Below are 15121 nucleotides of genomic sequence, written 5' to 3'. Positions count from 1 at the left end.
GGAACCGATGTACGAGCTTTCGCGGGTACGCCTGCATTCGGTGGGGCCGGCGGGCGCCCGCTACCAGGACGTGGTGCTCGACTTCAGCGACGCCGGCGCGAAGATCACCGCGCCCCAGCAGGACGCGCTGTTCAGCGCCGGGATCCACGCGGGCGCAGGCGAGGTGCGCCGCCCGTCCCCGGCGAGCGTGCTGTTCCTGGAGAACGGCGGCGGCAAGTCCGTGCTGATCAAGCTGATCTTCTCGGTCATGCTGCCCGGCCGCCGCCAGGTGGTGGGCACGACGAACACCAAGGTGCTGGAGAAGTTCGTCGGCGGCAAGGACGTTTCGCACGTCGTCCTCGAATGGCTGCATGTGGAGACCGGACACCGCGTCATCACCGGCAAGGCCTCGGAATGGCGCGGGCACGTCGTGTCCGCGGACTCGGAGAACCTGGTCGACTCCTGGTACTGCTTCCGCCCGACCCCCAGCCTCGGCCTCGATTCATTGCCGCTGATCGAGGACGGCCGGTACCTCACCATGTCGGCCTTCCACGGCAGGCTCACCGACGTCTTCGCCGCCGAGCCCGAGCTGGAGCTGTTCTGGACGCGGCGGCACCACGAGTGGACCGGCAGGCTCGACGGGCTCGGCCTGGACACCGAGCTGTTCCGCTACCAGCGCGCGATGAACGCGGGCGAGGGCGAGGCGGCCGACGCGTTCGCGTTCTCCACCGACGAGGCGTTCGTCGAGTTCCTGTTGCGCGCGGTGCTGTCCGAGGACGAGCCGAAGGACCTCGCCGAGGTCGTCGCCACCTACGCGCACAACCTCGCGCAGCGCGGCGATCTCATGGCCGAACGCGACTTCGTCGCCGGGGCGCTGGAACTGCTCGGCCCGCTCGCCGAAGAGGAGGGTGTCGCCGCGGCGTCCCGGCGGATCGCGACCGCCGCGAAGGCGGAGATGCGGGAACTGGCCGGTCGGGTCGCCGCGCGCGACGGGCTGGAGAACGCGCGGCTGGGCGGTCTCGAAGAGCACGTCGCCGAGATCGCCTCGTCGGAGAAGCTCGCCGAGGGCGACCACCGGCGCCTGACCTCGACCGTCACTGAACTGCGCCGCCAGGTCGCGGCGCTGCGGCTGGACGAGGCGCAGGAAGCACGCGAGCGCGCCGACGCCGAGCTGGCCGAGGCCAAGACGGCCGCCGAGGCGTGGCGCGAGACGGCGACCGTGCTCAACCAGCTCGGCGCCGCGCGCAAGGCCCGCGACCTGCGCGAGCTGGTCGGCAACCGGGAACAGAAGGCGCAGCCCGCGCTGGTCGCCCGCAACACGGCCGCCGCCGCGCTCGCCCGCGGGCTGCTCGCGCTGGTCAAGGACGCGCAACGGCAGGCGGACCGGGCCGAGGCGCACGCGGGCGCGTTGCGTGCCGAGGCGGAGAAGGCGCAGACCGAACGCGACGAGGCCGCGAACCTCGCCGCCGGCCGCCGGGCGGAGGCGCGTGGCCTGACCACCCGGATCGCCGAACTGCGCGAGGAGATCGCCGAGGCCGTCCGCGGCGGCCTGCTGACCGCGGGCGCCGACGTCGGCGAGGCTGCGCGCGCGGCGCGTTCCGCGGCCGAGAGCGCGTCCGCCGAGTTCACCCGGCGGGAGTCCGAACTGGACCGTGTCGGCGAGGAACTCCAAGCGGCGCAACGGACCGTGAACGAGGCGCACCAGCTCGCCGGGTCCACACAGGACAGGTTCGAGCGGGCGGCCGAGGAACTGGACCGCGCGCACCGGCGCACCGACACCCTCGCCGCCGAAGGGCGGCTGATCGAGCTGCTCGGCGCCGAGGACATCGTGCTGGAGAACGACTTCCCGGTACTGGTGGAGCGGCTGCGCGAGGCGAGCGCGGCGGTCGAGAAGGAACAGACCGCGCTGCGCATGGAGGAATCGGCCGACGAGCGCGCGCTCGCCGCGCTCGGGTCCGGTGGGCTGCTACCGCCGCCCGAGGACGTCCAGGCCGCGCTGGACGCGCTGGAGGAAGCCGGGATCACCGCGTGGTCCGGCTGGCGTTATCTGTCCCGTTTGGACACTCCGCGCCGGGCCGAGGTGCTGGAAACCGTGCCGCAGCTGGTGTCCGGGGTGCTGCTCAACGACGTCGCGCATGTCGGGCGGGCCCGTGAGGTGCTCACCGCCCGCAGGCTGCTGCCCAGTGCGATCATCGCCGTCGGCACGACGGAAACCGTGTACGCGGAAGGACTTTCCGCGGCGTCCGGTGTCGAGTTCCTGGTGCCGCCGAACCCGGCGATGTACGACGAGGAAGCCGCCGACGCCGAGCGCGAGGCGATCGCGCTGAGGCAGGCCGAACGCCAGCGGCGGCTGGAACGGCTGGCGTCCTCGCTCGCCACGGATGGCGCGTTGTCGTGGAAGCTCACGACGTGGCGTGAGGACTACCCGCCGGGTGCCGTCGCGACACTGGCCGAGCAGGCCCAGACCGCCCGAGCCGCGCGGGAGACCGCGCGGACCGCGCTCGAACAGGCCGACGCGGAACTGGCGCGGCTCAAGGAAAAAGCGGCGTCCCTGCGCGAGAAGGTCCCCGCGCTGCGCGCCGCGCTGGCCGAGGCCGAGGAGAAGGCACGCAGGCTCGGCGAACTCGCCACCCGCACCGCGCGGATTCCGGAGTGGACGGAGGACGTCGAGCGGGCCACCGAGATCGCCGAGCGCGCCGACGAAACCGCGGCCGAGGCCGCCGGGAAGGCGGCCCGGCTGCGCGAGCAGGCCGCCGAGGAGCAGCGCACCGCCGACGGGCACCGCCGCACGGTGAGCACCGCGAAGGGCGAGCTCGCCGAGGTCCCCGGCGCGGGCGAGGTGTCCGAGGACGACCCCGCGCCGGAGGAACCCGTGGACGCGCTGCGGCGGACGTTCGCCTCGGCGTCGGAGGCGTACGGGAAGGTCGAGGTCGGCAGCGATCTGCGGGCCGAGCTGGACCAGGCGGAAAGCGCCGAAGCCGCGGCCGGCGCCGCGGTCGAGGCGCTGGACGACGCCGTCCGCGCGCGGGCCGCCGAACTGCTGGAAACCCCGGACGGCTCGGACTCCTCCGCCCGCGCGGCGGCGTTGGCGCGCGCGAAACGGGTCGTGGCGGCGCTGGAGGACGAACGCACCGAGGCGATCGGGCTGGTGTCCACTCGCAAGGCCGAACTGGAGCAGTTCCCGGCGCAGCCGGGCGCGGCGGGGGAGCGGCCGCGCGACATCGAGCACGGTCTCGAACTCATCGACGCCGCGAGCCTCGAAGTCTCCACGGCCGCGCGGAAGTGGGAGGAACTGCAGGAGCGGCGGGCCGCGGCCGAGGCGACGCTGGACTCGGCGAAGGCGTCGGCGTCCGGGTTCGCCCTGCTCGCGGAGTCGATGGCGCATCTGGCCCCGGAAGGCGACGACGTCCCGGCCTACGAAGGCGACGTGGATTCCGCGCGGGCCCGGCACGCCAAGCTGCACACCGCGTTCACCGAGGCGCAGGAGTCCGCCGACGCCGGGGACCGCAGGGTGCGCGCGGCGGCCGACCAGCTGGCGCAGTACGCGACGGAGAAACGGTTCGAGAAGCTCAGTACCCCGGTGCGGCAGCAGGTGATCTCGGTCAAGCGCGACCAGCTGCCCGCGCACGCCGCCGAATGGGCCGAGGCGCTGCGGCCCCGGCTGCGCACGCTCACCGACGACCTCGCGCAGATCGACCGGCACCGCGGCGGGATCATCACGCGGTTGCAGGGCATGGTCGACGGCGCGCTGCGGACACTGCGCTCGGCCCAGCGCGTCTCGCGGCTCCCGGACGGGCTCGGCGACTGGTCGGGGCAGGAGTTCCTGCGGATCCGGTTCACCGAACTGGAGGACAACGACCTCGCCGAGAAGCTCGGCGAGGTGGTCGACGAGGCCGCGGCGGGCAAGACCGCCGACGGCCGCGACGTCAAGCGTGACGGGCTTTCCCTCGTCCTGCGCGGAGTGCGGGCCGCGGCGCCGAAGGGATTCCGGGTCGACATGCTCAAGCCGGACTCGGTGCTGCGGACCGAACGCCAGCGGGTCTCGGAGATCCGCGACGTGTTCTCCGGCGGCCAGCAGCTGACCGCCGCGATCATCCTGTACTGCACGCTCGCCGCGCTGCGCGCCAACAACCGGGGCAAGGTGCGGAACCGGCACTCCGGCGTGCTGTTCCTGGACAACCCGATCGGCCGCGCGTCGGCGGGGTACCTGCTGGAACTGCAACGCGCGGTCGCCGAGGCGCTGGGCGTGCAGCTGATCTACACGACCGGGCTGTTCGACGCGGGCGCGCTGGCGGAGTTCCCGCTGATCGTGCGGCTGCGCAACGACGCCGACCTGCGCGCGGGCCGCAAGTACCTCTCGGTCGACGCCACGATCCGCAACCCGCTCGACGACCTGGGCGATCCCGACGGCGTCGCCCGGCTGTCCGCCACCCGCTTGTTCTCGCGGCCCGTTCCGGACCAGGATGAGGAGGTCGTTCAGGAGGCGTGAGAACGGGGGACGGATGGACACCACCGGAAGCAGGCGCGCCGAGTTCGGGGTGTTCATGCCCGTGGCGAGCAACGGGTTCGTCTTCTCCACGAACGCGCCCCGGTACGAACCGAGCTTCGCCCACAACCGCGACATCGCCAGGCTGGCCGAGGAGGGTGGCCTGGATTTCCTCTTCTGGATGGGAAAATGGCGCGGCTACGGCGGGACGACCGGGTTCTGGGAGCAGTCGCTGGAGCCGGTGACGCTCGCGACCGCGGTCGCCGCGTCGACCGGGCGGATCCGGCTGTTCGCGACGGTCAGCCCGCTGCTGACGCATCCGGCGGTGGCGGCGAAGACGATCGCGACGGCGGACGAGTGCAGCGACGGCCGGTTCGGGATCAACGTCGTCACCGGCAACACCCTCGACGAGTACCTGCAGATGGGCCTGGTGCCCGAGGGCTACGACGGCGCGCGCTACGCCTACGCCGAGGAATGGCTGCGGGTCGTGAAGCGGCTGTGGGCCGAGGACAGCGTCACCTTCGACGGCCGTTTCTTCCACCTCACCGACTGTGTTTCGCTGCCGAAACCCGCGCGGCGGCCGACGATCGTGTGCGCTGGGCTCTCCGACGAGGGGCTCGCGTTCACCGCGCGGCAGGCCGACTACTCCTTCGTCGGCAACCCCTCGCCCGCGGTGGCGAAGGTGCGTGAGCTGGCCGCGGCGGCCGGGCGGCGCATCCGCGTCGTCACCAACCTGCTCGTCGTCCAGGACCGCGACGACGAGCGCGCGCGGGCGCGGTTCGACCGGCTCCGGGCTGGCCTGGACACCGAGGCACTCGACAACGTCATCGCCGGATACACCCGCAGCGGCCGGTCCTCCTACGAGTTCCGGACGCACTTTCTGCGGTCACCCGACACCGTCGGCTTCGGCACCGGGACGACGGTCGTCGGCGGCGCGGAGACGGTGGCGGAGCGGATCGTGGCCGAGGTGGCGGACCACGACGTCGACAGCGTCCAGTTCACCTTCCCCGACTACCTGCCCGACCTCGCCGCGCTCTGCGCCGACGTCCTGCCGCTCGTGCGGGAACGCTTGGCGCACAAGGGAATTTTCTCGGGAACAGACGGCGGGGCGGGATGACGGCTCATCCGCGGACAGCCGCCTGGTAGCCGGTGAGCGCGCCGGCGTCGTTGATGCTGCCGTGGTGGTGCGCCCGCGCCCAGCGGCCGTTCTCGTACCGGAACGTTCGCTACACGCCGCATGACGTATCTGTCGCGAAGAAAGTTGTCCGCTCGACGTCAAAGGTGAACGTTTTTACCACCTTCTGGAGAATTTTCGAAAGTTGATTCCGTGGATTTTGAGACGCTGGATCATAACGATCGGCGTGTGCGACGCGGCTGCGTAACGGCACTTCCGGTACGGGCGACTACCGGTATCAACGATGATGATCCTGTGGCATGCGGCACTTGGCCCGTTGCGTGTGGCCGAGGCGTGATGGTCCCGGGTGGGGAGGGGTGAGCGATGGATTCAGCGGAGTTGGCTGCCGTTGCCGTACGGGCGATGGTGGATGCGCGATACTGTGTGAACTCGGGGATTTCCCGTGATTCTCCGCATCTGAGCGGTCGTGAGCGCAACGCGTTCCAGGTGGCCGATATCGTGGATCGTCATCTTTCCGGGGCTGGGCGCGCGCACGCGGTTCGGAAGTTCAGGGAGCAGCCGTACAACGATTCTGTTCGGGATTCTCTTGAAGAGACCATCTATCTTCAAATAAGAGCCACTAACTCTCTGAGGGGGGAGCTGGAAAGCTGTTTGAACGATCCTTCCCGGAAGGGTGGGCGCGGCAACGCACGCGGAGCGAGAGGCCTGGGTGTAGGCGTCGGTGCTGTACTTTTCGGCCTTATTGGCTCGATGTTGGTTTTCGCGGGGCTGCTTGCGCCCAATTTTTCGGTTTACCTGCATCTCGATCCAGCCTGGGCGGTTCTGGTCACAGCGCTGGGCAAGTTGGTCATGTTGGCAGGCGGTGTCGCGCTGGTCGGCCGATGTCTTCGTGCGGTGCGTAGGAGCAGGACCAGTAGAGAGCATAGGCACTCGCACGTGCACCTTGTTCCGGTGCGCGCCGCCCGTAAGTTGCAGCGCGACGCGGGTGTGGACGAGCTGATAAACGCGATGCAGGCGGAAGTTTTTGCGATTTCCGTGCTTCGGCCGTCGGATGTGCGTGAGAGAATAGTTGAAACCTACACGCCTAATGGTGCCACGGTGAGGCAAAAAGTGTCCATCGAGGTGCAGTTGCCGCTGTCCACTTTGTGTGCGGGGGCGTCACGGGATCAGGCCCTGCGTGATGGGGGTTGCTCTGGCTTGTCCCCGTCGCGGACAACTCTTCCGGCTGAGCTTGAGGTTGTCTACTTTCCGATTCTTCTTGCCGAAAAGGGGAAGCTTCAGGATAACTTCGATGCGTACGATGCCGACGGAAAGCCATTGTTTGTCCTTTCCTATCGAGAGTATCTGAAGCTGGTGGCCGGCACGTTACGCCTTTTGCTTGCGACCGGCCTCGCCACGCAGAGGGCGAAAAAAGCAGAATTGGCGGCGTTGTGCGAGATAGCGCAACGGAGGAACTGTGATGGAATCGTACCTGTCAGCGGGGAGAAGGCTGCCTGGGTAGAGCTACTCGAATTGGTTAAGTTTGCAGGAAAGGGGGCGCGTACTGCGGGAACTGTTGCTGCGGGGCTGGCCAGGGTGTTGCATGGTCACTACTTGGTCGTGGTGGCTACGCGGCCGGACCGTACCGGTCGATTCATTGTGAAGTACGAGCAGACGATGATACCAACCGAGGCGTTGCGGAGGCGGCGAAATTGGATATCGAGCGCGCTGGGAGCCAAGCCGTTGCAGTTGGTCGTCGGTCTAAAGAATGCCGCCACCTGTCAGAGCTATCATGTGCGCGCCAATTGCCCTGATCATCTGTACCTTGGTCGCCAGAAGCTGTCAGCGTCAAAGGAAACATTGCAAAGTATTCGTGAAGGCTCACCTACTCCGGCATATATCAGATTCCGGAAAAGGCTTGGCCAGTCCTACGGACACTTCTATGCGCGTTTCTTCCCGGAATCCCCGCAGCTGCAGAGTTTTCGGGAGGCGCCGTCGATCAAGTTCTCTTTTTATGAGATTCCGCCGGGTTCGGTGTTTCGGGCGGCGGTCGCGGCTATCGCTGCGTTCCTCCTGGTTTGGGCGGTCGGGGTCGTCTTGTCGCGAAAGGCCGACATCGGGACGGATGCCCCCGCTATTTTGCTGGCTTTTCCGGCAGTAGCGGCGACGCTCGTGGGCGCGGACAGTCCGAGCCGCGGTTTGTTCGACAGTACACTGGCGGCGCGGTTGAGTCTGATCGGAACGGCCGTGGTATCAGTCTCTTCGAGTGCGCTGTTTATGGTTTACAAGGCACTCAGCAAACCAGAGGTCGATTCGGGTGGCATCGTGGTGCGCGGCGATATCGTTCAGTATGCGTGGCCCCGGCTGCCGGAAGGCTGGGCGTTGCTGGGAGTCACGAGTTGGCCTTGGTTGTTGCTCATGCTCGCGGCGTTGCTCAATGCGAGCATCGTGTTCTGCACCTATGTCATGAGGTTTGCGTACTTCGCCTACCTTGGCAACCGCAGGCCCGAAGAGTTTGAATATTCAACTGTAGAGGGTGACATGTCATGACACGAATGGTAGAGTCCGAAGGTTCTTTGTCGGCCTCGGGTGGAGGGGGAGGAGGAACGGTGATGGCAACCGAAGATCTGATGCACGATGCAGGCGGCGTGAAATCTCGTAATCCGAGCTCCGTTCGCAACTTTCTTTCCTTTCTTGGTGTTGGTAAATCTCGTCCTGAGCGGGCTTATGAGCTGAACAACAACGACTGGGCTTCCGAGATTCCAGGTCCTGATCTGTCAAAGGCTGATTTCTACAGTGTGTTGGGCAAAGTGCCGCTCATCTACCGGCAAGCCATGGACGATCTGGCGAGGACGCCACTGGACGCGGCAGATGACGAGGCCGCGGCTTCATCCTGATCACTGAGGTGCGTGCGAGAGAGGTGCCTTTCTCGGCGGGGGGACCGCGCGACCTCCGCTTGCGTCGCGAGGCATGCGACGCGGCGTGACCCGAGGATCAGTCCTTGCGGCCGGTGAACGCGAGCGTCGTGCCGAGGCCGATCATCACCAGCCCGCCGGTGCCCCCGACCATGCGCAGCCGCCGGGGCGACCGCGCGAACCAGCCGCGTGCCGTGCCCGCGACGAGCGCCCACCCGCTGTCGCAGACGAGCGCGATCACCGGCAGGCAGACGCCCAGCAGCAGCATCTGCGGCGGCACCGGCCCGGCGTGGGCGTCGACGAACTGGGGGAGGATCGCGGCCAGGAACACGATCGACTTCGGGTTCGCGAAGCCGACCACGAAACCGTCGCGCAGCACGGTCAGGGTGCGGCCGGTCGTCACGCTGACCTCGGCGGCGAAGGCGTCGGCGAGCCTGCGGCGGTGCCGGAAGGCCTGCACGCCGAGATAGCAGAGGTAACCGGCGCCGCACAGCTTGATCGCGGTGAACACGGTCGCGGAGGTGGTCACGATCGCGCCGAGGCCGAAGGCCACGGCGATCACCTGGGTGTACACGCCCGCCGCGTTCCCGGCCACGGTCAGCAGCGCGTCGCGCCGCCCGACCGTCAGCGCGCGGCTGATGGTGAACAGCACGCTCGGACCGGGCACGATGATCATCAGGAAGGTGAGCGCCGCGAACGCCCAGAAGTGACCCGTCGACACCATGGGCCGACCCTAACCGCCGTCCCGGCGCCGCTCCACCGATTACTTCGTGTGGTAGACCTCGGCGGTCTGCGCCGCCGCCGCGGAGGGCACCTCGATCACCGGGATCGGCTTGTTGCCGGGGTTGCCGCTTTCCGCGCCGCGGAAGCTGAAGCTCAGCTGACCGGACGCGCCGGGGACCTCGTCCAGGCTGTTCAGGTTCAGCATCTGGTTGAGCACGTCGCTGTGGCTCGGCACGGCGTGGCCGGGATGCGAGCGAGTGGACAGCCGCGCCGCCTTCGCCGCGATGAGCAGCGAGTCGTGCACGGAGATGGCACCGCCGTCGTCGAGGTCGGCCGCGGGGAACCCGAGCCTGCCGAACTGGTCGTGGAACTCCTTGAAGAACGGGGGAGTCCCGGTCGCGCCCTGCAGCCAGCCCCGCGGATCGGCCTCGGTCGCGTAGACGACGCTGATGTTCTTCTCCCGCAGCTCGGCCTCCTTCGTGCGGAGCTGGAGGGAACCGAAGTCGGCGCCGGAAACGACGGCGGTCAACGGGGAGTTCGGGCAGACGCGGTTGTGCAGCGACTGCAGGAAGCCGGTGAAGTCGACGACGCGCCCGGCGTAGAACACCACCTTCGGTTTCACCGCGCAGATGTTCGTGGTGATGTTGGTGAACAGGTCGGGGGCCGCCCCGGTCGGGCCGGACAGCCCGACGAAGTTCTGCGCCGGGTACTTGAGCAGCGGCGCGAAGGCGCGGTTGACGTCGTCGCGCAGCGACCGGGTGAACAGGTCCGCGCCGGAGGCCGTGCCCGGGTCGTTGTTGATGTCGGAGTTGGCGTCGTAGACCAGCATCGCCGAGTCGAGGCCGGGATGATGCCGCAGATATCCCTGCAGCGCGGTGACGTACTCGGCGTTCGCGGGCGAGGCGCGCAGGAAACCGCGGATGGCGCCGTAGTTGAGCTGGTCGGCGGTGGCGATCGAGCTGACCATCGGGATGTCGTGCTGCGCCAGGTGTTTGGCCGCCTGCTCGGTCTGCACCGTGGACAGCCGCAGGCCGACGACGGCCACCAGCGGGTCCGGGTCGTGCACCATGCCTTCCAGCTGCTCGACCACGGTCTGCCAGTGCAGTTCGTGGCTGCCCCAGTTGGCCAGCGCCAGTTTCACCAGCGGGCGCTGGTCGCCGACGGCCGCGGTGTGGTTGATCCGGTACTGCGCGGTGTACGCGCCTTCCAGCTCGGTCCGGATCTGGTCGAGCGTCACGGCCGAGGTGTCGTTGACCGTCAGGGGATCCAGCACCGCGATCGTCACCGTGCGCCCGGAACCGGCGACCGAGGCGTTCTCCGCGGCGATCTTGGCCTGGACGTCGGTGTAGGAGTCGTGGAAGACGTACGTGCCGTCGGTGACGCCGACGCATTCCCCGTCCAGCTTCCGCACCCCGGAGTCCCCGCCCCCGCAGGCGTTGTCCGGCCAGAAGACGGCGGTCAGCGCCCCGGCGGCCACGATCACCACCGTCACCAGCGAGACCAGGCGGACGTGGTCGCGTACCCAGATCCTGATCCGGGGCAGCGGACCCGGCGGCGCCGGTGGCACGATCTCGCCGTCTTCCGGACCGAACAGATCGTGGTCCTCGGGCACGGTCCCTCCTCAGCTCCACAGCTCGGCTTGTTTACGGTGGTAGTCGGCCTCGTCCAGCAGCGGCTCCGGATTGCCCTGCGCGAGCCCGGCGACGAAGTCGTAGTCGGTCGCGATCAGCCGGTGCAGCGCGCGGCGCCGGTCGGACACGAGCGGGTCGAAGGCGATCCACCGGGCGACTATCAGCCTGGTCAGCCGCTGTGACCACTTGTCGATCGCGGCGTGCAGCTCGTCCATCGGGGCCAGCCCAGTGCCGTTCGGGCGCCGGGGTACCGAGGTCACCGACCGGAGCAGGGCGACCCAGTCGTGTGGCTCGTCGGTGGCCAGCCGTTGCCGCAGGCCCTCGGAGACGGTCGCGAGGTCCCCGGCGGCCATCGCGTAGTGCAGGACGCCCTCGTCATCGCCCTCCTGCGCGCACCGCGCCCGGAACCAGTCGACGACCGAGGCCCAGCTCGCCACCTCGTCGTCGTCACGCGCGGCGAGCTGGCGCAACAGCAGCCGCCGCAGGACGGCCGGTCCGGCGCCGCCGGAGGCGGGCCACAGCACGGGGGCGATCTCGCGGTAGCTGTTGATGCCCCCGACGAGCAGCTCCCCTCGCGCGGCCAGCAGGCTGGCGTGCTGTTTCGTTCTGGCCGCCGCACAGGTGACCAGGTCCTCGTAGTTGTACGCGGGGAAATCGCCGAGCAACTGCTTCCGCAGGCTGTCCGCCAGCAGTGGGCGATCCGGGTCGCGGCCGGGTTCCGCGCGGTCGAGCAGCGTCAGCAGGGTGTCCCCGTGTTCGAGCGGGCGTTCGTGGATCGCCTCGACCAGCAGCGCGGTCGCCGCCGGATGGCCGCCGGTGAAGCCGTACACCATCGGCGTCAGCTGGTGGTGTTCGATCAGCGGGACGTCGCCGCCCTGGACCGGCGCGCGCGCCGACACCATGACGCCGGTCTCGCGTTCGCTCAGCTCGGGCAGGACGTGCCGGGTCCACCAATGAGGCTCGTAGGCGCTGCCCGCCGATGCGCGCTCGTCGTCAGGGCCGTCGGATTCGGTCACTTCCGCGGCGGGCATACCGGTCAGCAGGACGCCCCGGCTGGTCGCGACTACGGTGAGCGGATCGGCCGGGTCCAGCCCGAGCGCGAGCCGGTCCTTGCGCGCGTCCACCAGGCCGGCGACGAATTCCTGCCCCAGCGGGGTGTCGCAGTCGTCGAGCACGGCCATGCAGTTCAGCGTCATCTCCGACGCGTGCCGCGAGGACCGGAAGGCTTCCCGAAGGTCCGCCAGGAACGCCTCCCAGAGCAGCTGGTCGACCTGACGCGTCAGCCCGGCCTCGGCCCAGCCGTTGAGGTCGATCAGCACGTCGAGCGGGTCGGGATGGAGGTCGCGGTCGCGGTGGCCGTACCAGGCGAGGGACAGCGACTTCGCGCGGCGGACCATCATCCGCAGCGCCGCGTTGATCCCCACGCGCGCTATGGCGCGCACGATGTCGGCGATCGGGCCGGACACGAGTTCCGGGGCGAGCCCGTCGGAGGCCTCCCACAGGATCGCGCGCATCGCGTCCAGGTTGATCGGCGAGGCGAGCAGCTTGCGGAGCGTCTCGCGAGCCTCCTGCCGGTCGTCCGGCAGGTCGGCCCGGACAGCCAGTCTGCCGATCGTGAGCAACGGAAATCGTAGTGATCCATACCGATCGCACTTTTTTCCCAGCTGAAAGGCGATCGAAGAAAGCACTGTCGGAACACTCGCGCTGCGAGACCGTTCGAAATCGATCCTGGCGTGCGGAATGCGCTCTCCGAGGCGCCGCCCGAGCGCGTCGGCGAATGCCGTCTTACCGCATCCGCGCGCCCCTTCGATGACCAGTACCGGGTGTCTCAGGCTCTGTGTGGACCGGCGTTGTTGTTCACGCTCCATGTACCGGCGGACGAGCTGCATCGCCCGCCGGTGCCCGAGAGTTTCCCCGCCCTGGATCACGGTGTAGTTCTAGTCGATGTGACGGGTACCCAGTTCCGTTTCGGTGGGTAAGTGGCGGTGCGGACCCGGACGACCACTCGAACGGCGGCAAAGATCGTCACGGTCGGCTACCCCCGTGCGGCCATCGAGGGGAATCGATTCCCGCTTTCGTGGGAAGATCCTTTTCCGTCCGCGTCTGGTACATCGCGCCAGGCTAAGCCCTTTCTCCGGGACCGGTCCCCGAAATCCGTTTCCTCGGTGGGCAAAGAGAAGAGCCGAACGGGCACGTCATCGCTCGCCGCGTCGCGGGCAGTGGTGTGGTCGCCGGGTGAACTTCCAGCCTGTCACGGCATCGCCGGTCTTCCTGCTCTCCCCGCCGCGCACCGGTTCGACGTTGCTGCGCTGCGTGCTCGACAGCCATCCGTGGATCCACGCGCCGCACGAGCTGCACCTGGCCGACTTCCGGGTCGAGCCCGCGCATCGGCTGGCGCTTCGCTCGCTCGAAGTGCTCGGGGTGAGTACGCGTGATCTGGAAAACCTGCTGTGGGACGCGGTGATGCAGCGGCTGCTGGCGGGCAGCGGCAAGTCGGTGTTCGTGGACAAGACCCCGTCGAACGTCTTCCAGTGGCGGCGGATCGCCGAGGCGTGGCCGAAGGCGAAGTTCGTGCTGCTGATCAGGCACCCCGAGCAGATCCTGCGGTCGTACCGGGCGAAGGTCCGGATGGATGGCCACCTCGGCCGGATCGTCGAGTACCTGCGTGCGATGCAGGAGGCGCGGGAGAACCTCGGCGGCTTCCGTGTCCGCTACGAGGAGCTGACCGGCGACCCGGTGCGCGTGGTGCGCGAGCTGTGCGATTTCCTCGGCGTGCCATGGGATTCGCGGATGCTCGACTACGGCTCGCGTGAGCACGTCGGGGTGGCCGAGGACGTCGGGGACCTGACCGACGAGCTCAGGTCCGGGGTGATCCAGCGGGTCCGGCGCCCCTTCCCCGAGCACGGCCCGACGCCGGAGCTGGAGCCGTTCTCCCGCGCGTGGGGGTACCCCGTGGACGGCCGGGCCTAGCGCGCGTGCCGGTTCTTGTCGGTGCCCGCTGCTAGGAAGGGGAGGTGACGCGGAAGTTCGATCTCACCCAGCGCCGGGCCCGGCTCGCCGTGCGCCACCACCTCGCCGTCCCGGCGGCCACCGCCGAGGAGGCAGCCGGTGGCGTCCTCGCGCTGCACGCCACCGATCCCGCGACGGTGTACCTCGCCGCGCGCGCCCGGCTGGCCGGGAAGGACACCGCGGTCGAGGACCTCGAGCGCGCGTTGTACACCGACCGTGTGCTGCTGCGGCTGCTCGGCATGCGGCGCACGATGTTCGTCGCGGGGCTGGAGGTCGCGGCGCTGATCCAGGCGGGCTGCGCGCCCGCGGTGGCGGCCCAGCAACGCAAACGGCTGGTCAAGCACCTCGCCGAACAGGGGCATCCGGAGAACGTCCCGGACGCCGACCGCTGGCTCGCCGAGGTCGAGCGGGCCACCGTGGCGGCCCTCGCCGCGCGCGGCCAGGCCCCCGCGCAGGAACTCGCCGAGGCCGAGCCCCGGCTGCGGCAGCGGCTGATCATGGCGAAGGGCAAGCCGTACGAGGCGATCGGCGCCATCACCAGCCGCGTGCTCACCCAGCTCGGCGTGGACGGCCGGATCGTGCGCGGGCGGCCGAGGGGGAGCTGGGTCAGCACCCAGTACCACTGGGCCACGTTCGACACCTGGCTCCCCGCCGGTCTCGCGGACTGGGAGGCACCGGCGGCCCGCGCCGAACTCGCGCGGCGCTGGCTTCACGCGTACGGGCCGGCGCCCGCCGAAGACCTGCGCTGGTGGACAGGCTGGACGGCCGGCCAGGTGAAACAGGCCCTCGCCGCGCTCGACACCGTGGAGGTCGACCTCGAAGGTGTCCCTTCGGGCACCGGGCTGGCGCTCGCGGACGACCTCGAACCCGTTCCCGCGCCGGGGCCGTGGGTGGCGCTGCTGCCCGCCCTCGACCCGACGCCCATGGGCTGGGCCGCGCGCGACTGGTACGTGGGGGAGCACCGGGCCGCGCTGTTCGACCGCAGCGGCAACATCGGGCCGACGGTCTGGTGCGACGGCCGCGTGGTCGGCGCGTGGGCGCAGCGTACGGACGGTGAGGTCCGGATCGGGCTGCTGGAGGACGTCGGCGCGGAGGCGAAGGCCGCCGCCGAGGCCGAGGCGGACCGGCTTTCCGGGTGGTTCGGTGTGGTCCGGGTGGTGCCCCGGTTCCGCACCCCGCTCGAACGGGAACTCGCGGGCTGAGGCGGCGGGGGACCGGACCACGGCGGACCACTCACCCCTTCTGGATCGATTCTTGACCCGTC

At 69.2% G+C, this 15121-nt stretch carries 9 protein-coding genes; 6 read left to right on the top strand and 3 right to left on the bottom strand.

Annotation, left to right across the window (positions count from 1 at the left end; all coding sequences use genetic code 11):
- Positions 1–7 precede the first annotated feature (7 nt).
- The 4 genes from ABD987_RS04105 (at position 8) to ABD987_RS04090 (ending at position 8476) form a co-directional block, all read left to right on the top strand.
- Positions 8–4468 (top strand): coiled-coil domain-containing protein, encoded by a 4461-nt coding sequence (locus ABD987_RS04105; RefSeq protein WP_345387062.1) that lies wholly within the window; start codon positions 8–10, stop codon positions 4466–4468.
- 13 nt (positions 4469–4481) lie between these two features.
- Positions 4482–5582, top strand: a complete 1101-nt coding sequence (locus tag ABD987_RS04100) for an LLM class flavin-dependent oxidoreductase (RefSeq protein WP_345387060.1) — start codon at positions 4482–4484, stop codon at positions 5580–5582.
- A gap of 381 nt (positions 5583–5963) precedes the next feature.
- A complete protein-coding gene (locus ABD987_RS04095) occupies positions 5964–8129 on the top strand; it encodes a phage holin family protein (protein ID WP_345387058.1) in 2166 nt (721 codons plus the stop codon).
- Between the two features lie 62 nt (positions 8130–8191).
- Entirely contained in the window at positions 8192–8476 is a 285-nt protein-coding gene (locus ABD987_RS04090; protein ID WP_345387056.1) for a hypothetical protein, read from the top strand.
- 97 nt (positions 8477–8573) lie between these two features.
- Here ABD987_RS04090 and ABD987_RS04085 read toward each other — a convergent pair whose 3' ends face one another.
- From ABD987_RS04085 to ABD987_RS04075, 3 genes are read right to left on the bottom strand one after another with little or no spacing between them, the layout of a single operon-like run.
- Positions 8574–9218: a LysE family translocator gene (locus ABD987_RS04085; RefSeq protein WP_345387054.1), complete on the bottom strand. Its 645-nt coding sequence runs from the start codon at positions 9216–9218 to the stop codon at positions 8574–8576.
- A 39-nt stretch (positions 9219–9257) separates the two neighbouring features.
- Positions 9258–10829 (bottom strand): ABC transporter substrate-binding protein, encoded by a 1572-nt coding sequence (locus tag ABD987_RS04080; RefSeq protein WP_345387052.1) that lies wholly within the window; start codon positions 10827–10829, stop codon positions 9258–9260.
- A gap of 9 nt (positions 10830–10838) precedes the next feature.
- Complete coding sequence (locus ABD987_RS04075) at positions 10839–12470, bottom strand: hypothetical protein (protein WP_345387050.1); 1632 nt, start codon at positions 12468–12470, stop codon at positions 10839–10841.
- A gap of 613 nt (positions 12471–13083) precedes the next feature.
- Here ABD987_RS04075 and ABD987_RS04070 point away from each other — a divergent pair.
- A complete protein-coding gene (locus ABD987_RS04070) occupies positions 13084–13818 on the top strand; it encodes a sulfotransferase family protein (RefSeq protein ID WP_345387048.1) in 735 nt (244 codons plus the stop codon).
- A 44-nt stretch (positions 13819–13862) separates the two neighbouring features.
- The gene (locus ABD987_RS04065) at positions 13863–15059 is read left to right on the top strand and encodes a winged helix DNA-binding domain-containing protein (RefSeq protein WP_345387046.1); all 1197 of its coding nucleotides are present in this window, start codon (positions 13863–13865) and stop codon (positions 15057–15059) included.
- Positions 15060–15121 lie beyond the last annotated feature (62 nt).

The sequence above is a fragment of the Amycolatopsis samaneae genome (assembly GCF_039541975.1).
Lineage (GTDB): Bacteria > Actinomycetota > Actinomycetes > Mycobacteriales > Pseudonocardiaceae > Amycolatopsis > Amycolatopsis samaneae.
This window is presented reverse-complemented; position numbering and strand designations above follow the sequence as displayed.

Coding starts and splice junctions, on each gene's coding strand:
- ABD987_RS04105 (WP_345387062.1), top strand. CDS start 8: ATGTACGAGCTTTCGCGGGTACGCCTGCATTCGGTGGGGCCGGCGGGC.
- ABD987_RS04100 (WP_345387060.1), top strand. CDS start 4,482: ATGGACACCACCGGAAGCAGGCGCGCCGAGTTCGGGGTGTTCATGCCC.
- ABD987_RS04095 (WP_345387058.1), top strand. CDS start 5,964: ATGGATTCAGCGGAGTTGGCTGCCGTTGCCGTACGGGCGATGGTGGAT.
- ABD987_RS04090 (WP_345387056.1), top strand. CDS start 8,192: ATGGCAACCGAAGATCTGATGCACGATGCAGGCGGCGTGAAATCTCGT.
- ABD987_RS04085 (WP_345387054.1), bottom strand. CDS start 9,218: ATGGTGTCGACGGGTCACTTCTGGGCGTTCGCGGCGCTCACCTTCCTG.